Below are 20,822 nucleotides of genomic sequence, written 5' to 3'. Positions count from 1 at the left end.
ATTAAATGCGATTAACGGTTGTTTTCATGGGGGCAGAGAGTTTGAGTTTAGAGGCAATTTCAGCCTTTGTGAAAAGGCATGGTCATACGGTTAACCTCGTTTTTGATCCGGCGCTGTTCGATGATGTTAATTATTTTAAGATCCCTTGGCTGCACAGGATACTTGATGATAGAAAAGCCCTAGTTAAGAAAATCATAGATTCTAAGCCTGATGTCTTGGGTTTTTCGGTTTTTACAGATAATTTCAGATGGGCAGTTTCAGTTGCCCAGGATGTAAAGAAAATAAAGAATATTCCGGTCATTTTTGGCGGGGTCTTTCCGACTGCCAAGCCAGACTATATTATTTCGCTTCCTTGCGTAGATATGGTTTGTACTGGCGAAGGCGAAGAGGCGATGTTGGAATTATTGAACAGCATGGAAAAAAAGAATATTGATTACGGCATCAAAAATATTTGGTTTAAAACCAAAAAAGGGATTATCCGTAATTCCGTAAGAGCGCTTGTTGATTTAGAAAAGCTGCCTTTTTTGGATAAAAAGCTTTTCGAGGACGAGGTTAATATAAGCCGCATGTATATGACAATGACTGCCAAGGGTTGTCCGTATGCCTGCTCATACTGCTCGCAGAATTTTATGTCTAAATTCAATAATACAAGGGATAAGCGCCGCAGGAGCGTGGATAATGTAATGCAGGAATTGATCATAATGAAAAAGCGCTATAATTACCGCGAAGTGGGGTTTTACGATAGCGTTTTGACTGTTGATAAGAAATGGACCCAAGAATTGATGCATCGTTACAAGAAAGAAATCAATGTCCCCTTCAGGGCTATTTCTCATCCTCTATGCATAGACGAGGATACAGCGCGCTCTCTAAAGGAGGCAGGCTGTCATCGGGTGCAGTTTGGCGTGCAGACTTTTAACGAGGATACTAAAAAGAACTATCTTTTCAGGAACGAGAAAAATAGCAAGATCATTCAGACTTTTGAGATATGCGACAAGGTGGGGTTAAAATATTCCTGCGATCATATGTTTGGGCTACCGGGCGAGAAAGAAGAGGACCAGATATTGGCTGCGCGTTCTTACGCGGGTTTTAGGAATAGGGTAAGGATCACCTGTTTCTGGACTACCTATTTTCCCAATACCGATTTGGTAGATATTGCCAAGAGTTTGGATATGCTCACCTCAAGCGATATAGAGGCAATCAATAAAGGAGAATCTCCCTGTTATATTGCCGGCTCGCACGGATATTTAAAAAACAGGAATTTGCTTAAAGTGTTCAAGAATTATGAAATACTTTTTAGGGCGATGCCTCTTTTGCCCAAGCCTCTAGTAGAGTTTATACTCAAATATAATCTGCAAAAGTATTTTAAGTATTTGCCTAAAGGGTTAACTTTATTTGTTGTGGATTTTATTGTTATGTTTGCAAAAAGAGATTTATCCGGGTTCCAATACGTAAGTTATTATTTTTGGCATATCAAGAAGAAGTTAGGCTTAAAAAGAAAAAGAATTTAATTTATGCGCGTTGTCTTAATATTCTTTCGCGAGAATTATACTCCCGTTGTTCCGATGGGGATTTTGTATATTGGGACAATGCTAAGAAATGCCGGGTGCGATGTTAGGATTATTGATTCATTTCCTTCATCGCATAGGAAAAATCTAGATACGATCAGGGATTTCAATCCGGATCTAATAGGAGTAAGTGTGCTTACAACCGGCTTTCAAGTGGCCCATGAATATACCGTTTATTTGCGCCAGGAGAATAAGAACAGCAAAATTTGCTGGGGAGGGGTGCACGCCACAGCTTTGCCGGAAGAAGTTTTAGAGGATTCCAATATTGATTTTGTGGTTGTTGGCGAAGCAGAGTTTGTTATGCTGGATGTCTGCGATCGGCTTTCCCAGGACATGGATTTATCTGGCATAAGAGGCGTTGTATACCGAGATAGAAACAAGAAGATCGTTGATAACGGCAGAGGGGATTTCATCCAGGATCTGGATATTTTGCCTATACCTGACAGGAGTTTGTTGGTAGCGCCTTCTTTTAAATGGTATTTATCTCCTCCGGGGATATTAAGAGGCAAGTTTTATCAAGGGGTTACTACCATGTATGCCTCCCGGGGGTGTCCTTATCAGTGTATTTTTTGCGCAAGTAAGATTGTGCATGGGGCAAAGATCCGCAGGCGCTCCGTAGAAAATGTTTTAGAAGAGATGGTTTATCTGCGGGATAATCACGCGGTTAAAGGGATATATTTTAATGATGATACCTTTGCCTCGGATAGAAATTGGCTTGATGATTTTTGCCGTTCTATAGTTGATAAGAAGGTCAATATGTTTTGGGGTTGCCAGACCCGCGCGGACATAGCAGGCGAGCTATCTGTTTTAGAAATGCTAAAGAGAGCGGGCTGTGTGCAAGTTGACATTGGATGTGAATCTGGGTCTGACCGGATATTAAAGATTTTAAAAAAAGGCATTACTCAAGAAATGATCGCGCGGTCTTTTAGTAATCTTAAGAAAGTAAAGATGGAATCTTTTGCCACTTTTATTATCGGCAATCCCGAAGAGACAATAGAGGATATAGAGCAAACAAGAAAAATAGCTAAACTGGCTCCCGCAGGAGTGGGATTTCTGATATTAGTTCCTTATCCGGGGTCGCCATTGTATAAGATGGCTATAGAGAATAAATGGTTTGTTGATGAAAAGATTATTTTTGATCAAAGATGGACTAATAAGCAGTCTAATGTGCCGGTAATGCAGGCAAGCTTCAAAGCTGATCAATTGGTGAAAATACGCGCTTCTTTAGAGAATGCTTTTTTCTGGCGTAATAACATGCAAACTATGATCGCTTTTTTAAATAGTCCGAAGTACCTGCTAAGAGCGATTATGACGATTTTGGGGCATCCGGTTTTTGTAATAAAGGCATTATGGCTTGCTTTAAGAAAGGGCAAGGCGATGGATTTCTTGGAAAGTATTTATCAAAAGTTTAACCAGGATTTAAGCGTATAAATGAATAAAAGAATACTCCTGTTAATTCCTCCTTGCACATTGCCTGTGGGCAGGTTAAAGATCACCACTCCTTCTTTAGGGGTACTTTATATTGCCGCGGTTATGGAAAAAAGCGGCTATCAGGTTAAGGTTTTAGACGCTGCCTTAGAGGGTTTTAAGAATCAGCAGAATATTGATTCCCGCCATATCCGCTATGGTTTAAGTTATGATAGCATAAAAAAGGTTATTCGTGATTTTTCGCCCGGTGTAGTCGGCGTTGCCTGTCAGTCATCATTAGAGTTTACCAATTCATTAGATGCCTGTGCTGCCGTAAAAGAGGTTTCGCCGGATATCGTTACGGTGTTAGGCGGCCCGCATCCCACGCTTTTTCCCGATAAAACCTTAGAATATCATTCTCATGTGGATTTTGTTTTGATGCATGAGGCGGAGTATCCATTTAGGGACTTGGTGGGAGTATTGAATTCTGGCGGGAGTGATTTTAGCGCTATTGATGGCATAGCTTATCGCAAAGGCAATAAAATTATAGTGAATCCTAAAACAAAATTGATTCAAAATCTTGATGAGCTGCCTTTTCCCGCGCGGCATTTGGTGCCTATAGAAAAATATTTCAAAATAAACCTAAACCAGAATCTCTCTTTTATTAAAAGAAGCCTGACCATTATAACTTCACGAGGCTGCCCTTATAATTGTATTTTTTGCTTTGGCAAAAACTATTGGCTGCGCCAATACCGTTGCCGCAGTCCGCAAAATGTTTTGACCGAGATAGAGCATTTGGTTAAGACCTACAAGATCAAAGAATTACAGTTTACTGATGATAGCTTGACTTCTGATTATAACAGGGCAATGAAGATTTTTAGTCAAATCAAACAAGGTAAGTTTAATCTGCGTTGGTCGACACCAAACGGCCTGGTAGTAGCATCGTTAGATGAGCCAATGATGCGCGCGATGAAAGATTGCGGGGCGTATGAGCTTCGTTTTGCGGTTGAAAGCGGAAGCGATAGGGTATTAAAAGATATTATCCACAAGCCGGTAAGCTTAGATATTGTAAGAACTAACATGAAAATCGCCAAGAAGTTAGGACTTGTGATTAGCACATTTTTCTCTATGGGGTATCCTGGAGAGACGATGGAGGAGATCAAAAAGACATTTTCCTTTATCCGGGAAATAAAACCGGATTCGGTCTTTTTGTCAATTGCCACGCCTCTTCCCGGGACAGACCTTATGCGTATTTGCAAAGAAAAGGGCTACATCCCAGAAGGGCATGATTTTTTGCGCTCAGAATTTAGCACCGCTAGTTACGACACTGAGAATTTTACCCGCAAACAGCTTGAGGAAATATATTTCAGCGAGGCCTTTAAATTAAATGCTGGATTAGTCTTGAGGAATTTTCGCGCTTTTATATTTCGCTGGGGCGCGCTTATGCTGAATCATCCGGTGTTTGTAATAAGCACGATTACAAGCTATTTCTGGAGGACAAAAAAGAAGGATGCTTATGGAGAAGTTTAAAAATCTTCTTGTAAACCCAGTTATTGGCTTTTCTCCGCCTTTTAGCTTGCTTTATTTAGCGGCAGTCCTGGAAAAGTCTGGGCGTTTTGTGCAAATAGAGGAACTTAATACCTATGGTAAAAAAGAATTTTCCTTTGATCAATTATTAAACAAAATAGCGCAAGAAAATATCGATCTTGTAGGATTTGTTTGCCTTTCTTCGCACACGGAAGTTTTAAAGAAACTTATCCCCCTTATTAAGAAAAATTATCCGGCTGTAAAAGTAATTGTGGGGGGAACGCATGCCACAGCCTTGCCAGAGTTTTTTCTAAATTTAGGTGCGGATGTTGCTGTTTTAGGCGAGGGAGAAAGTATTCTTTTAAAGACAGTTGAGCATTTAGAGCAGAATGTTGCATTAAATGATGTAGCTTCTATTGTTTTTAAAGATTCCGCTGGAAAATATATCAAGACAAAAGACAGGGTTGGCTTTGAGGATGTTTCCAAGCTTCCTATGCCGGCGTATCATTTGATAAACGCAGAGCATTATATTGCCAATAACTATGCAATCCGTGGTTTATGGTTAAGGTGCGGCTGGGTGTTTACCGCTCGCGGTTGTCCCGGCAGATGCACTTTTTGCGCAAGCGCTATTACCCATGGGTATGAAATCAGAGAGCGTTCAATAAAAGATGTAGTTGATGAGCTGGAGTTTCTAAAGCGTAATTATAAGATCGAAGCCTTTTGGATATTAGATGATACTTTTGTCATCAGGCCGGAAAGGGTTTTTGAATTTTGTGAACAGATAAAAAAGCGGAAATTAAATCTTACCTGGGCCTGCCAGGCCAGGGTGAATTATCTTACAGATAGTGTCGCCAAGAAGCTTAAAGAAAGCGGTTGTGTCCAGGTAGACTTGGGGGTTGAGTCAGGTTCACAGAAAGTGCTCAATGCCATTAAAAAAGGCATAACTATAGATCTTACCAAAAAAGCTTTTGCCGCCGCGCATAAGAATAAACTTCGCGCCTTGGCTACGATTATGATTGGCAGCCCTCAAGAAACAAGGGAAGATCTGGAGATGACGCGTAAACTACTTAAGGAAATAAAGCCCGATTATTTGGGGATTGGTTTTTGTACGCCTTATCCGGGAAGCGAATTGTACCAACAGGCCAGCGCTCAAGGATGGATAAAGCCAGAAGAAATTTTCTGGGATACTCAAGGGCATAACGCGCGGCCTGTCATGTTTATCAATTTTAATGAGAAGGAGCTTTATCAGATATATGATTCCATGGTTCAGGGCTCATTTTATAAGACGGTATTGGATTATTTAAAACAGCCGAAGTTTATTCTTGATTTATTTGGTATTGTTTTAAAGCATCCAATATTAATTTGGCAATTTATTACGCTCTGCTTAACCTGTAGAAGCAAGGATTTTATTAATTTGTTCAGGAAGTACCGCATAACAGGAGAGGGTTAAATTGGGTTTAATTCGCAAGATAAAGCCCTGGGTTAGTCCCTTAACAAAAATGCTTTATGCCAAGATAACCGGCAAAAGGATTCCGTTAAGGGTAGAGGTGCATATTACCAAAATGTGTAATTTGCGCTGTATCCATTGTTATGCTGATTTCGAGAAACTTAAGCAAGTCCCAGAGCCAAGTACCCAGATATGGAAGAAGCTTTTTGATCAGCTGCATTCTTGCGGCACGCGATGGCTGCGTTTTTTAGGAGGGGAGCCATTGATGCGTCCGGATATCGGGGAGCTGATTGACTATGCGCACAAGAAAGGCATAGTTTGCGACCTAAACACAAATGGTTATTTTCTGCCTCAAAAGGTTAAACAGTTGAAGAACTTGAGCAGTATCTGTATAAGTATTGACGGAGATCCAGTGCAGAATGATCGCGTCAGGGGCAAGGGATGTTATAATAAAGTTATTGAGGCTATCGAGGTAGCTTTAGCCAATAACATGGTAGTCAGGCTCCATGGGGTTTTGATGCGTTATACCATGGATTCTTTAGAGCATCTTTTGAATTTAAGCAAGAAATACAATGTTTCGTTTAATTTATCAGAAGCCGCCAGGCCGGATATGGCAGATACTAATTTAGTGCTTAGCGAAGATGAAAGAAGAAAGTTTTATCATAAGTTTATTCAGTATAAAAAAGATGGTTGGCCGATTATGAATTCTGTGTTGGCCATGGAAGAGGTTTTAAATTGGCCTTTTGGGGAAAAGCGAGTTATCTTTCCAGAAGATCTTCGCGGCAAAAAAGTACGATATACTCGTTGTCAGCAGACGTTGACCTCTTGTATTATTGATACCGATGGAACGGTAAGCTCTTGTACCGGAAGATGGGGAGAGGGTTTAAATTGTTTTGATCTTGGTTTTAAGAAGGCTTGGGATTATATTGGAAAAAATACAAAGTGTGTTACCTGCATGCATCTTGGGTATATTGAATTGAGCAAGTTTATAAGTTTTGACCCGGCCACAATGAAAGGGGCTTTGGTAAATATGTATTTAAATAAGAGGGGCAAAAAATGAGCAAGGTCCTTATCTTGGATACTGATTATAATAGAATAAAGCATGATATCGAAAAAGTCTTTCAGGAGTTTAAATATGATTTTAAAGGCAAAAAAGTATTTGTTAAACCCAATCTTTTAGGTAGTTTTGCTCCGGATAAGGGGGTAACTACTCATCCTGCGGTTGTATCAAGTGTTGTAGATTACCTTATAAGCCATGGCGCAAGCGTTGTTGTGGGTGACAATTGCGGCATGCCCAGGGCTTATGGGGATAATGAATCTGTGGCTAAGGTCACTGGTATCTATGAGGCCTCAAAAGGTCATTATATAAATATCGGCAAGAGTGCGGCACAGGTTAAGACCGGGATCCCCGGTTACCCAGAAGCTGCTGTAGCAAGGGCTGTTTTAGAATGCGATTATTTTATTTCTTTGCCTAAATTTAAGACGCATCTTAATACTATTATTACCGCAGGCATAAAGAATAGCTATGGCCTTTTAGTAGGCTCGGAAAAAACTAAGCTTCACAGCATGTTCCCGGAATATAAGAAGTTCGCAAAAGCAGTGGTTGAGGTTTTTAAAATCCGGCCCCCTGATTTAGTGATTATGGATGCAATTGTCGGCATGCAGGGCGATGGGCCAAATAGTTCAGATCTTCGCAATATTAATAAAGTTATTGCTTCAAATGATACCGTGGCCGTAGACGCAATCATCTGTTATATGATGGGCGCTGATCCGGCAAAGGTAGATACTATGCGTCTTGCCAGAGAAGAAAATTTAGGGCAAGCGGATATAAAGAAAATGCAAATTATCGGGAATTTGGAAAGGTTAAGTAATTTTAAGCTGCCTTCTACCTACAACAAAGAAGCGCAAGGCGAATCTTTGCCGGCTAAACTAATATTAAATATGGTGCGCAAAGTTAAACTTAAGGTGTCTTCAAAGAAGTGCATATCCTGTAAACAATGTTATGAGATTTGTCCAGTTAAGGCAATAGATTTTGATAAATACCCAAGGATCAATGCGCGTAAATGTATTGCTTGTTTTTGTTGCAAAGAGGTATGCCCTGTACAGGCTATTAGTATCGGAGGGATTTTAGGTTTACTGCAGAAAATAATAAGATAGGGGGCCTTGGTGAATAAAGATAAGATTTCTTTGATAATTCCGGTGCATAATGAAGTAGATATCATTGAGCAGGTAGTGCGTAATTACTATGATCAGGTAATAAGTAAAATACCCGGATCAGAGTTTATTGTAGCTGAAGATGGCAGCACTGATGGGACAAAAGAGGTTCTTGCGCGGCTTGCTAAGCAGCTGCCCATTAAGCTGGTGACAAGCAATGACCGCAAGGGCTACGCTAAAGCAGTTTGGGATGCTTTTAAGCTGCCTAAGAATGATATAATTTTCTTCAGTGATTCCGATGGGCAACATAGCCCGGCTGATTTCTGGAAAATGATCCCCTTTATTGATGATTTTGATCTAATTACCGGATATAAATTCCCGCGCCTGGATGGGCATATGCGTTGCCGTATCTCAAACGGCATGAATACCATTGTGGGGTTGTTGTTTGGCATAAGAATGCATGATATAAATTGTGGTTTTAGGGTTATGCGTAAAAAAGTCTTGGATAGCGTTTTGGAGGGGAGAATAATTTCAGATTTTATTTCTACGGAGTTTTTAGTGCGCGCACATCATAAAGGATACCGCGTGGTTGAGGTTCCGGTGAAACACTACAAAAGGCCATATGGAGATTCGCGTTGGCTTTCTACAAATAAGCTTCCGGGGATTATAGCCAAACTTTTATCGGATTTCATGAAATTAAAAATAGAATTTATTTTGTCCAGTTTTAGGAAGGAAAAGAGATGATTGGTATATTGGGCGGAGGTTTGAGCGCGGTTAGCCTGCAGCATTTTCTATTCCCTAAGAGTCAGATTCTTGAAAAAGATAATGCCTTAGGAGGGCTTTGCCGAAGTTTTAAAAAAGACGGATTTAGCTATGATTTAGGCGGGCATATCTTGTTTTCAAAAGACAAGGCTGTTCTTGGCTTAATTAAACGCATATTGGGCAATAATATTCATGCGCAAAGGCGTAATAACAAAATATTCTATAAGGGGCGTTTTGTAAAATATCCCTTTGAGAATGGCCTTGGTATTTTAGATAAGGAAGATGTCTATGATTGTTTGATGGGAGTCTTAAGGAATAATTATCCCAAGCCAAAAGATTTCTTCAGTTGGATGTATTATAACTTCGGAGATGGTATAACCGAAAAGTATCTTTTGCCTTATAATAACAAAATCTGGAAGTTTGCGCTTGATAAGATGTCTTTAGATTGGGTAGGCCGCCTGCCGCGTCCCCCGATAGATGATATAGTAAAATCCGCGCTTGGCATAGAAACAGAAGGGTATCTGCATCAGCTTAATTTCTTTTATCCCAGGCATGGGGGAATACAGTCTTTGATCAGCGCCTTTGCAGGCGGCAAGCAAGATTGCATTTGTGGTTTTAATATTAAGAAAATCTCTAGGAGAAGAAAAGAGTGGCTTGTTTCTGATGGTAAAAATATAAGGCCATATAACAAGATTGTTATTACTTTTGCGGTTGCTGAAGCTTTGAGGATGATGGAAAATGTGCCTTTGCGCGTTATGCAGGCGGCAAAGGATTTGCGTTATAACTGTTTGCGCGTTGTATTAATCGGCATAAAGAACAGATCTTTATTAGATAAAAGCGCTATTTATATTCCGGATAAAGATATTTTAGCGCATCGGGTATGTTTTATGGGGTATTTTAGCCAGAATAATGTTCCGTTGGGTAATTCCTCTCTTGTGGCTGAAGTTACCGCAAAGCCGGGAAGCGGCCTGGCAAAGGTTTCAAATAGCCTGCTAATAGAGAAAATAGTTAAAAATCTATCCTGTATAGGTATAATAGACAAGAAGGATATTGTAACCACGGACATTAAGAACCTGCCTTACGGGTATGTTATACATGATCGCGATCGCCAGAAGAATATGAAAATCATAAGAAGTTTTTTTGATTCTTTAGGAATAAAATTGCTGGGCAGGTTTGCGGAATTTGAATATATTAATATGGACCAGGTTGTTGCGCGAAGCAGATCATTAGCTTCAAAGATGAATTTGAGAAAGTTATGAACAAAAAAGAGAAGATAAGTTTACTTTCTTTAATAGTATTGTTGGGTTTTTCTATCGCTGTTTTCTATCATTATTTCTTTGGCACCTATCTGGGCAATGGATATCCGGTGAATACTTTTCTTTTCCGTCCCCGGGATTGCTTTAGTGATTTCACCAGCATGTTTTTTTCCATGGCGGATTATAATCCATATCTTGGAATGCCGCCCACGAGCACTCAAACCATGCTACCGTTCCTTTTTGCCATAGAGTATATATTTATAATCTTAAAGCCGTTCTTCTCATTTCTTATATTTTTGTTTTCTTTCTTGGCCATTTTTGCTTATATTGTGCACAAGAACATTAAAATGGGGGAGAAGGCAAGTGATTTTATGAACATGTTTGTAATCTGTTTTTTATCATATCCTTTTCTTTTGTCCGTAGATAGACTTAATATAGAGGTACTTTGCCTATTTGCTCTTTACTTTAGTATCTCTTCCTATGCTAATAATAAGTTTTGGTTTAGCGCAGTGTTGTTAGGTTTGGCTATAAGCATGAAGCCGTTTCCGGCAGTATTCATACTTCTTTTTCTCTCGGATAAGAAATACAGGCAGGTTTTGTTGATTTTAGGGATGGTTTTTGTGCTTAATTTTGTTGCTTTGGCTTCTTTTAAGGGGGCCATAGGGGCTAATTGGGAGCGTTTCGTGTTTAATCTTGGTCTTTATAAACAGGCCTATGTTATTGGTAATGAAGGCTTGTATTTTGGGCATAGCTTATTTGGTTTTTTAAAGACGATCTTAGTTATCGCGCAAAAGCGTTTTCAGCTTCCGTATTTTGTAAGCCCTTATATGGCGTTTTCTCTGGTCTGCGCTGGGTTTATTGCTTTGTATGTTTTGATTGTTGAGAAAACATTTTGGAAGAAGATATTACTGTTAGTTTGCTGTATGGAGTTGTTCCCGTATGTTTCCGGGGATTACCGGCTTATGTATTTCTATATTCCACTTTTGTTCTTTATTAACGCCCCGGGCAATAAGCTTTTTGACAGGGCATTTATAATTCTTTTTGCTTTATTATTGATACCCAAAAATTACTGGCGTTATGCTTTAGAGCCGGAATTAAGCCTTTCGGTGCTTGTTAACCCAATAATTATTGTTTCGCTCTTAATTTTAAGCATAGTTTCTTCAGTTAAGAAACAAAAAGAGGCGGCCGAAGCATGAAGATTTTTTTAACCGGAGCAAGCGGTTTTATCGGTAGGAATATAAAAGAATCATTTTTAGCTTCTAAATATAAGCTTGTTTGCCCCACGCATGCGCAATTAGACCTTTTGGACCAGGATAGTGTTGACGCGTTTTTTAGAAGGCATAAATATTTTGATGCTGTAATCCATGCCGCGGTCAGGCCTGGGCATAGAAACGCCAAAGACCCTTCTGGAGAGCTTTATCATAATACAAGGATGTTTTTCAATTTGGTGCGCCACAAGGATTCTTACGGCAAAATAATTGTTTTAAGCTCTGGGCTGGTTTATGACCAGAGGTATTATTTGCCTAAAATGAAGGAAGACTATTTTGGCGCGCATATCCCAACAGATGAAGGCGGCTTATCCAAATACATTATTGCTAAATATGTCGAGAAGATGACGAATGCTGTGGAGCTGCGCGTATTTGGCATATTTGGCAAATATGAAGATTACGCTATACGCTTTATTTCTAATGCTATTTGTAAGGCTGTATGCGTAAAGGCTGTTACCATTAAGCAAAATCGTAAATTTGACTATATTTTTGTGGATGACTTTATGCCGATATTAGATTATTTTATTAATCATAAAGCCAAGTATAAGGCCTATAATATTACGCCTTATAAGTCTATAGAGCTGCGTGAACTGGCTAAGAAAGTTATTAGGGTGTCTGGCAAAAAGCTGCCTATAAAAATAGCAAAGCCTGGAATAGACAAAGAATATAGCGGGGATAATAAACGCATCACTGAAGAAATAAAAGATATAAGCTTTACTTCTATAGATAAAGCTATTTCGATGTTGTATGATTGGTATTTGAGCCATTGCTGTAATATAAACAACAAGGCTTTATGTTTTGATAAATAGGGAGGTTTTAGATGAATAGGGACATATTTGAAGATTTATTTGTTTTAGAGATCGCCAATAACCATTGGGGTAGTTTAGAGCGGGGTTTAAAAATAATTACTGATTATGGCAGGTTAGTGCGTTTTAATAACGTAAGGGCTGCGATAAAATTGCAGTTTAGGAATGTTAATTCATTTATCCATAAAGATTTTCTGAAAAGAACAGATATCCGTTATATTAAAAAGACCATAGACACGCAAATGTCCAAAGAAAATTTTGAAGAGCTTGTTAAGGCCATACGTAAACAAAGTTGTATTACTATGGCTACTCCCTTTGATGAGGCGTCAGTTGATTTATGTATAGAATTAGGCATTCAGATAATAAAGCTAGCCAGCTCAGATATCAATGATTGGGTTTTGATTGAAAAGATTGCAAAAACACGCAAACCCGTATTTGTTTCAACTGGCGGGACTACCCTTAAGGACCTGGATGATCTTGTAATTTTCTTTGAGAATAGGAATATTCCTTTGGCAATTAATCATTGTGTATCTATTTATCCTACTATGGCCAGAGAAATGGAATTAAATCAGATAGATTTCTTAAAGAATAGGTATCCTAAGCATATAATCGGGTTTTCTACCCATGAAGCCAATAAAACTTTAGAGGCCTCAATGTTAATTGCCTATGCTAAAGGCGCGCGTACTTTTGAGCGCCATATCGACATTGATGATGGCAGAGAAGTTTCGGAATATTGTTCTTTACCAGAACATGTCGATGCCTGGTTTAAGAGTTTTCATGCTGCAAAAGAACTCTGTGGCGGAAGTGGGGCCTCAAGCAGGGTGCATTCTGAGAAAGAAATTAAGTATCTGGATGCCTTGGTGCGGGGAGTATATGCCAAACATGATTTAAAAGAAGGGCATGCCCTGTCCGAAGAGGATATATATCTGGCAATTCCTCTGCAGAAAGCGCAGATCTCTTGCCGCGAGCTTATGTCAGGAGAAGTTTTACTTAAATCTTGCAAGAAAGATCAGCCTATTACTATTGATATGATTGATTCTCCCTATGCTAATAATGAAGAATTAAAGCAGGTTATTTACAATCGTGGAATTTAAGCGCGGTAAAAGATTCTTAATGCAGCCAAGAAAAGAGCTTTTGGATATATTGGGCGAGGATGTAACAAGTGTTATTTCGCGCAGAAAGAATGCATTTAGCTTGTTATCCAAAGGCAAAAAGGGGATTGTCCTTTTTGGCGCTGGTAATTTAGGAAAGAAAGTTTCGCGTGTTTTGCGCACTCTCAAAGAAAAACCTATTTGTTTTTCGGATTCAGACCCTAATCTTTGGGGGAAGCGTATAAACGGCCTAGATGTATTTTCACCGCGGCAGTGCGCAGACAAATACGGTAAAGACGCTGTTTTTATTGTAACCATTTTTAATGGCTCACATAAGTTTGCTGACACAAGAAAGTTGTTGTTTTCTTTAGGGTGTAAGTGCGTTGTTCATTCGGTAGGTTTATTCTGGAGGCATCCGGAATACTTTTTACCGTATTATTATGTAGATTTGCCGGAAAAGATTATTAAGGATAGAGATGAGGTGCTTGCTTGTTTTGATCTTTTGGCTGATGAGCAATCACGCCGGGAATTCTTAAAGCAGATATATTATCATTTGCATCTTAGGCTTGAAGGATTAACAAGCCCCAGGGGCAGTTCTTATTTCTCTAAAAGCATTGTATCTTTCTTGGGAAATGAAATATTTGCTGATTGCGGGGCTTTTGATGGGGATACGATAAGGGATTTTCTGCAGCAGCGAAGGAAAAGCTTTAATAAGATTATTGCTATAGAGCCGGATAGAATAAGTTTTGGTAAATTAAAAGCCTATGTGTGTTCTTTATCCGGGGATTTAAAGCAAAAAATTGCGCTTTATAATTGCGCATTAGGTGAACATAGAGGAAGATTTTCTTTTAATTGCACTGGGACAACTTCTTCAGCTTTGGGAGGATCTAAGAATAAAGTCAAGTGTCTGTCTTTAAGAGATCTATTAAAAATAGAGGGCGTAGCTGCTTCTTATGTTAAAATGGATATTGAGGGCCAGGAGAAGAACCAGTTGCTGTCTATTAAGGGCATTATTTCTAGATTTTGCCCTGTTTTAGCTGTATGCTTGGACCATAACCAAGAGGATATATATAAGATTCCGCTTTTGGTTAAATCTTTAAATAGTGATTATTTATTTTTCTTAAGGCGCCATGAACAGGAATGTTTCCAAACTGTTCTCTATGCTGTGCCTAAAAATCGCCTGAAGGGGAGAATAGCATGAAAAAGATAAGCGTTATAACCGGGGTTTTAAATGAAGAAGAGATTGTCCGAGATGTATACGAACAAATAAAGAATATTTTTAAGGATTTGGCCAGCGATTATGAATATGAGCATATTTTTCTGGATAACGCTAGCACAGACAGGACGCTTGAAATCTTGAAGGGCATTGCCGCAAACGACAAAAATGTAAAGGTTTTAAGCTACTCTAAGAATTTTGGTTCGATTAAATCAGAGATGACCGGTTACCGCCACGCAACAGGGGATGCGGTTATTACCTTTGAGGGAAGTTTAAAGGACCCGGCAGAACTAATTCCGGAGTTTATACGCCAGTGGGAACAGGGGTATCAGGTTGTTTACGGCGTGCGCAACAAGACAAGCGATAATTTGATTATGGGGTTGTTGCGTAAGATTTTTTATATCGGAATTAATGCCATTTCTGAGGAGAAATTACAGGTTAATGTCGGAACCTACCGGCTTATTGACCGCAAGGTGGTTAATGAATTAGTTAAGCTGGACGATTATAAGCCTTATATCAGGGGGCTTATTGCTTCTATAGGATTTAAGCAAAAAGGCATAAGTTATAAACGAAAAGCCAGATTAAAAGGAAAATCCAAGAGTAATTTATTTTATCTGATCGATTTTGCTATTAATGGACTGGTTAGTTACTCTATCCTGCCGATTAGGTTTTGCACTTACATAGGTTTTCTTATGGCAGTGTTTAGTTTTCTTTTCGCGATAGTATACCTTGTCCTAAAAGTTTTCTTTTGGCCGGTACAGATACCGGCGGTGGCGGGGCTATTGTTATTTGTGCTTATTGTCTCTGGGGTACAGTTATTTTTCCTAGGGGTTATTGGGGAATATGTGGGGGCGATTCATTCGCAGGTGCGTAAGAAGCCTTTTGTGATCATAAGGGAAAAAATAAACTTTTAATTTATGCCCAAAGTAAAATTAAGCGACTATATTTTTGATTATTTATCCAGTAAACGGATAAAAGATGTTTTTATGGTTTCCGGCGGCGGGGCAATGCATCTTGTGGATTCTGTGGGAAGAAATCATAAGCTTAAATATTATTGTTTCCACCATGAGCAGGCAGCTAGCATGGCCGCTGAAGGATATAAGCGAGCTTCCGGTAAAATGCCTTTAGTATTGGTGACTAGCGGACCAGGTGGGACAAATACTATTACCGGGGTAATTGGGCAGTGGTTAGACTCTGTAAGTTGTGTTTATATATCCGGGCAGGTCAAGTTTTCTACCACAATAGCCTCTTGCCCCGAATTGAAGTTGCGTCAGCTGGGAGATCAGGAAATAAATATTATCGATATAGTAAAGCCGATAACTAAATACGCGTTTTTAATAAAAGACCCCCATAGCATACGTTATCATTTGCAAAAGGCATTGTATTTAGCGCAAGAAGCACGTCCGGGACCGGTGTGGCTGGATATACCTCTTGATGTGCAGTCCGCATTAATCGATACAGATAAGTTAAAAAGTTTTAAGCCGCCCAAGAAAACTTCCGGTTCTTTGTTAAAAAAACAGGTAGCTAAGCTTGTAGAGATGCTAATGGCTGCAAAATCCCCTGTTATATTGGCCGGACAAGGGATTAAAATAAGCGGTTCTCGGGGAATTTTTAACAGTGTCATTAACAAATTAAGAATTCCAGTTTTAACAAGCCTTTGCGCAGTTGATCTGTTGCCAGAAAAAAATGCCTTTTATGCCGGCAGGCCCGGCACTATCGGGACCAGATTCGGTAATTTTGTTTTGCAAAATGCGGATCTTTTGATTTCTGTCGGAACGCGCAATAATATTCGTCAGACAGGCTATAACTGGGGATGTTTTGCCAAGAGGTCAAAGAAAATCTTTGTCGATATAGATAGCGCAGAATTAAAAAAGCCCACAGTTAAAGCGGATTTAACAATTTGCGCCGACGCGGGATGTTTTCTGGTGGAATTAAAAAAGCAGATTTCCAAAGTTTTATTGCCGGATTGGTCATCTTGGCTGTCTTGGGCTAAAGACAGGCGGAAGATGTATCCTGTAGTTATGAAGGACTATCGCTGTAAAGATAAACCGGTAAACCCATATTGCTTTATTCAGGATTTGACGGCGAATCTAGGCAACAATGATGTTCTGGTTACGGGTAACGGCACTGCTTCGGTTGTTTGCTATCAGGCCGGAATAGTAAGCGGCAAACAAAGGTTTGTTTCGAATTCCGGATGCGCTTCTATGGGCTATGATTTACCAGCCAGTATTGGGGCGAGTATTTCCTTAGGGAAAACTCCGGTTGTATGTTTAGCGGGAGACGGAAGCCTGCAGATGAACATCCAAGAATTGCAAACTTTAGTCCATTATAAATTGCCAGTCAAGGTTTTTGTTTTAAATAACAATGGCTATATTTCCATACGCCAGACGCAAGATAATTTTTTTAACAGCCGTTATGTAGGTTCAAGCAAGGAAAGCGGGGTATCTTGTCCTGATATTCTAAAGGTGGCCAAGGCGTATGGCTTAGCTACTGAGCGTATTAATAGCCATAAGGATATGGCGCGCAAGATAAAGGATATTTTATCCTCTAAGAAAGCGTTTGTGTGCGAAGTGGCGGTTTCAGACAAACAGCCTTTTGCCCCAAAGGTTTCTTCCGTCAAGAACAGCGACGGAAGCATCGTTTCCTCTTCTTTGGAAAACATGGCGCCATTTTTATCAAAAAAAGAGCTGGAAGGGAATATCTATGATGCGCGGGAATAATAGCAAATCAAGAAAGAATGTCTTATCCGCGGTAAAAGATTTCTACTTTAGAAATCTAAAGAGTGAAGAATTTGTCCCTGGGAAAACCAGGGTCCCTTACGGGAAAAGGGTTTATGATGAAAAAGAGCTTATCAATTTAGTTGATTCCTCTTTGGATTTCTGGCTTACTGCAGGCAGATACGCCGAAGCATTTGAGCGCAAATTTTCTCGGTTCATCGGGGCGGATAATTGTATGCTGGTAAATTCCGGTTCTTCAGCAAATCTTTTGGCAATTAGCGCGTTAACATCTTTTCTGTTGGGTAAGCGCAGGCTTAATAGAGGCGATGAAGTTATAACAACTGCCTGCTGTTTTCCCACAACTGTAAACGCTATTATACAAAATAATCTTGTCCCGGTTTTTGTGGATATAGAATTAGGCACATATAATATTGATTGGGCCAAAATTGAAAGGGCAATTTCCCCTAAGACCAAGGCGATCTTTTTAGCGCATACCTTGGGCAATCCTTTTAATATTAAAGAAGTCAAAAGGATAGCGAATAAATATAACTTATGGTTTGTCGAAGATTCTTGCGATGCTTTAGGTTCAAAGTATAATAATAAAATGACCGGATCGTTTTCTGATATAGCTACTTTTAGTTTTTATCCTTCTCATCAGATTACTACCGGAGAAGGAGGGGCTGTTATTACAAACAACCCTGTATTAAAAAAGGCATTATTATCTTTGCGCGATTGGGGAAGGGACTGTTGGTGCGATACCGGTAAAGATGGCACTTGTAAAAAAAGGTTTTCTCTTAAGATGGGCAGGCTGCCTTTTGGCTATGATCACAAGTATATATATTCACATATCGGGTACAATATGAAAATTACTGACATGCAGGCGGCTGTGGGCTTGGCGCAGCTTGAGAAGTTGAATGATTTTATTATTAGGCGCAGGAATAATTTTAATCGGTTGTTCGCGTTTTTTAAGAAATACGAAGATTGTTTTATTTTGCCTAAGGCACAGGCCTGTTCTTTGCCGAGTTGGTTTGGTTTTCCTCTGTTAGTAAGGCAAGAGGCAGGTTTTAATCGTGATGCAATGGTAAAGTTCTTGGAAGACAGGCTTATTTCTACGCGGATGCTTTTTTGCGGGAATATCCTGCGCCAACCAGCTTACCAGAATATTAAACATAGACTGGCGGGGAATCTTGAGAATACGGATATAGCAATGAATAATTTGTTTTGGATAGGCGTGTATCCCGGGATAAATGAGAAAATGCTGGATTATATTAAGCGCTGTTTTATTGATTTCATTGCACAAACCAAGGGGAGAGAATGAATAAATTAATAGCTTTAGGGGTCTTGTTAATGTCTTTAGCAATCGCAGGCTATACGATTAATAAGATGATCCAAAAAAGAAAAGTGGAAGACACATACAATCAGTATATAAAATACTTGAAAGCCGCCTATGATATTATGCAGCAGAATTACTATCTTGAAGTAAACCCAGCAAATTTCGAACAGTATGTAAAAGAATTCAAAGAAAGAATTTTTATTCCGCAGGTAAAAGATAAAACCAAAGTTGATGATGCCATTAAGCATGTGGCAACCGGAATATTGATTTCACGCCTAAAAGATCCCAAGGATAGTTTTACTACTTTTGTCCCGCCTAATATTGCCAAACAATTTAAGGATTCGCTATTAGGTTCAGCCGGTGATGTCGGCCTTGAAGGGCATGTTAAGGATGGCCGTTTTGTTATAACCCAGGTAGAGCCGCGTTCTGATGCCAAGGTAAAAGGCGTTCAGGTAAACGATGAAGTTGTAAAGATAGACGGTAAACCGGTTTCTGAGATCCCTGAACAGGATGTAAGCAAGTTATTTTCTCTTGCTTTAGGCAAAGAGTTAAATTTGGAGATTTTTTCGCCTATTAAGGCAAGTACCTATACGGTAATATTGGTTAGTACCCAGTATTTTAAGCAGTCGGTATTTTTTGTTCCAACCTCAAATCCGCAGGTTGTTTGTCTGCAGATTAGATTTTTCAATGAGCAAACCGGCAATGAGATGCGCGAGGCGGTGCAGTCTTTAAACAGCCAGTCTGTAAATAAGCTTATTATTGACTTGCGTAATAATGGCGGAGGCCCGCCTTTGGCGGCCTGGGATATATCCGGTATTTTCCTTAATGCGCAGGATAAGCTTTTTTATTATTTAAGAAGAAACCAGGCGCCGTCAGGATTGATCACGCCAGAGTCAAAAGTAAAATTTAACGGACAGGTTATAATTTTAACTAATAAGGGCACCGGAAGCGCCGCCGAGATCTTCGCGGGTTTTATGCAGGCTTATAATAAGGCAAAGGTATTGGGGGATAATACCGCGGGACAGGTTTTCTTAAAGAGTTTGTTTGACCTTCCCGATGGCGCGGTTATTGAGTTAACCGTAGGCAAGGGGTATCTTTTCAACGGTAACCCCATTGATTTTGATGGCTTAAAACCCGATATGGCTGCACCGGATACAGGCCTTATAGAGCAGGCAACACAGGCTCTGGTTGGAGGCGCATAATGCAGCCTGGGGCGGCGGCCGTTAAGACCTTGGTTATTATTCCGGCTTTGAATGAGTCAGGAAACATCCTGAAAGTTGTTTCCGGCATTAAAAGTGCGATGCTTGATGTGGATATTTTAGTGGTAGATGACGGCTCATTTGATAATACTGCGCAATTAGCTGAAGATACAGCAGCTTCAGTTATAAGGCTTCCTTTTAATTTGGGTATAGGCGGGGCAGTGCAAACCGGCTTTAAGTATGCCCATCTTAATGGATATGATGCTGTTGTGCAATTTGATGCCGATGGCCAGCACGATGCCAGTTTTATAAAGGACATACTTGATCCGGTTCTGAAAGAAAATGTAGATCTTTGCGTAGGCAGCAGATTTCTGGCAAAAGACGCCTATTATAAGTCTTCTTTCTTAAGGCGAGTGGGCATTAAGTTTTTTTCTTGCTTGATAAGCTTGTTGACCGGACAGAAAACCACTGATCCGACATCGGGTTTTCGCGCCACAGGAAAAAAGTTGATCGCCTTGTTTTCTTGCTGTTACCCGATTGATTTTCCGGAGCCCGAAGGAATAGTTATCGCCCGTTGCTATAATGCCAAGATAAAAGAAGTTCCAGTTAGAATGCATCCGCGTCAGTCAGGCGTTTCTTCAATAAGGTTTTTGAAATCCGGTTATTACATGTTTAAGGTAACATTAGCGGTTATTCTATGTCTTCTTAAGAAAAGGAGCTATAAGGTATGCAAATAAAGATATTCGCCATAAGCGTATCGGTTGTATTCTTATTGTTAGTTATTGAGCTTATCCGCAGGGAGAAAATAACTTTTAAATACGCGCTTATGTGGCTTGTATTGTCATCAACAGCGATTGTTTTAGCTGCCTATGAGAATTTCTTGTTTTCTTTGGCGGAAAAGCTGGGTTTCAAGCTTCCCAGTAATTTTATATTTTTTGTGATCGGAATATTTGTAGTTTTGTTGAGTTTGTTCTTAACTGGTTATATCTGCCAGCAGAATAGCCGCACGGAAAAACTTGCTCAGGAAATAGGCATTTTAAAAGAAGAGCTTTCTAGGCTGAAGAAGAAATAATT

General features: G+C 39.7%; 18 protein-coding genes. All 18 read left to right on the top strand.

All coding sequences use genetic code 11. From position 1 onward, the window contains the following. Positions 1–5: 5 nt before the first annotated feature. From MUF05_03865 to MUF05_03780, 18 genes are read left to right on the top strand one after another with little or no spacing between them, the layout of a single operon-like run. A complete protein-coding gene (locus MUF05_03865) occupies positions 6–1,508 on the top strand; it encodes a B12-binding domain-containing radical SAM protein (protein MCU0666216.1) in 1,503 nt (500 codons plus the stop codon). A 3-nt stretch (positions 1,509–1,511) separates the two neighbouring features. Then, the gene (locus tag MUF05_03860) at positions 1,512–2,996 is read left to right on the top strand and encodes a B12-binding domain-containing radical SAM protein (GenBank protein ID MCU0666215.1); all 1,485 of its coding nucleotides are present in this window, start codon (positions 1,512–1,514) and stop codon (positions 2,994–2,996) included. After that, the gene (locus tag MUF05_03855) at positions 2,997–4,502 is read left to right on the top strand and encodes a B12-binding domain-containing radical SAM protein (protein ID MCU0666214.1); all 1,506 of its coding nucleotides are present in this window, start codon (positions 2,997–2,999) and stop codon (positions 4,500–4,502) included. Beyond that, on the top strand, positions 4,489–5,949 hold the full coding sequence (locus MUF05_03850) for a B12-binding domain-containing radical SAM protein (GenBank protein MCU0666213.1): 1,461 nt from the start codon (positions 4,489–4,491) through the stop codon (positions 5,947–5,949). The genes MUF05_03855 and MUF05_03850 overlap by 14 nt, the downstream gene beginning before the upstream one ends. A gap of 49 nt (positions 5,950–5,998) precedes the next feature. Next, positions 5,999–7,006, top strand: a complete 1,008-nt coding sequence (locus MUF05_03845) for a radical SAM protein (GenBank protein ID MCU0666212.1) — start codon at positions 5,999–6,001, stop codon at positions 7,004–7,006. Then, entirely contained in the window at positions 7,003–8,103 is a 1,101-nt protein-coding gene (locus MUF05_03840) for a DUF362 domain-containing protein (GenBank protein MCU0666211.1), read from the top strand. The genes MUF05_03845 and MUF05_03840 overlap by 4 nt, the downstream gene beginning before the upstream one ends. 9 nt (positions 8,104–8,112) lie before the next feature. Continuing rightward, positions 8,113–8,844: a glycosyltransferase family 2 protein gene (locus MUF05_03835; protein ID MCU0666210.1), complete on the top strand. Its 732-nt coding sequence runs from the start codon at positions 8,113–8,115 to the stop codon at positions 8,842–8,844. Beyond that, the gene (locus tag MUF05_03830; protein MCU0666209.1) at positions 8,841–10,121 is read left to right on the top strand and encodes an FAD-dependent oxidoreductase; all 1,281 of its coding nucleotides are present in this window, start codon (positions 8,841–8,843) and stop codon (positions 10,119–10,121) included. Before MUF05_03835 ends, MUF05_03830 begins: the two co-directional genes overlap by 4 nt. After that, positions 10,118–11,314 (top strand): glycosyltransferase 87 family protein, encoded by a 1,197-nt coding sequence (locus MUF05_03825; GenBank protein ID MCU0666208.1) that lies wholly within the window; start codon positions 10,118–10,120, stop codon positions 11,312–11,314. The genes MUF05_03830 and MUF05_03825 overlap by 4 nt, the downstream gene beginning before the upstream one ends. Next, entirely contained in the window at positions 11,311–12,195 is an 885-nt protein-coding gene (locus tag MUF05_03820) for an NAD(P)-dependent oxidoreductase (protein MCU0666207.1), read from the top strand. The genes MUF05_03825 and MUF05_03820 overlap by 4 nt, the downstream gene beginning before the upstream one ends. 11 nt (positions 12,196–12,206) lie before the next feature. Beyond that, positions 12,207–13,286 carry an N-acetylneuraminate synthase family protein gene (locus MUF05_03815; protein MCU0666206.1) on the top strand — a complete coding sequence of 360 codons (1,080 nt, stop codon included), beginning with the start codon at positions 12,207–12,209 and terminating at the stop codon, positions 13,284–13,286. Positions 13,287–13,305: 19 nt separating this feature from the next. Next, positions 13,306–14,484, top strand: coding sequence for an FkbM family methyltransferase (locus MUF05_03810; GenBank protein MCU0666205.1), 1,179 nt, complete (start codon positions 13,306–13,308; stop codon positions 14,482–14,484). Continuing rightward, positions 14,481–15,413 (top strand): glycosyltransferase family 2 protein, encoded by a 933-nt coding sequence (locus tag MUF05_03805; protein ID MCU0666204.1) that lies wholly within the window; start codon positions 14,481–14,483, stop codon positions 15,411–15,413. Before MUF05_03810 ends, MUF05_03805 begins: the two co-directional genes overlap by 4 nt. Positions 15,414–15,416: 3 nt before the next feature. Next, on the top strand, positions 15,417–17,219 hold the full coding sequence (locus MUF05_03800; protein ID MCU0666203.1) for a thiamine pyrophosphate-binding protein: 1,803 nt from the start codon (positions 15,417–15,419) through the stop codon (positions 17,217–17,219). Further along, a complete protein-coding gene (rfbH, locus tag MUF05_03795) occupies positions 17,203–18,534 on the top strand; it encodes a lipopolysaccharide biosynthesis protein RfbH (protein MCU0666202.1) in 1,332 nt (443 codons plus the stop codon). The genes MUF05_03800 and rfbH overlap by 17 nt, the downstream gene beginning before the upstream one ends. Continuing rightward, positions 18,531–19,751 carry a S41 family peptidase gene (locus MUF05_03790; GenBank protein ID MCU0666201.1) on the top strand — a complete coding sequence of 407 codons (1,221 nt, stop codon included), beginning with the start codon at positions 18,531–18,533 and terminating at the stop codon, positions 19,749–19,751. Before rfbH ends, MUF05_03790 begins: the two co-directional genes overlap by 4 nt. Then, positions 19,751–20,485, top strand: a complete 735-nt coding sequence (locus MUF05_03785; GenBank protein ID MCU0666200.1) for a glycosyltransferase family 2 protein — start codon at positions 19,751–19,753, stop codon at positions 20,483–20,485. Before MUF05_03790 ends, MUF05_03785 begins: the two co-directional genes overlap by 1 nt. Continuing rightward, positions 20,476–20,820 (top strand): DUF2304 domain-containing protein, encoded by a 345-nt coding sequence (locus MUF05_03780; GenBank protein MCU0666199.1) that lies wholly within the window; start codon positions 20,476–20,478, stop codon positions 20,818–20,820. The genes MUF05_03785 and MUF05_03780 overlap by 10 nt, the downstream gene beginning before the upstream one ends. Positions 20,821–20,822 lie beyond the last annotated feature (2 nt).

This window comes from Candidatus Omnitrophota bacterium (genome assembly GCA_025453395.1).
GTDB lineage: Bacteria > Omnitrophota > Gorgyraeia > Gygaellales > Profunditerraquicolaceae > JAlOQK01.
The sequence above is the reverse complement of the archived record's forward strand: the minus strand, read 5'-3'. Positions and strand labels throughout refer to the sequence as shown.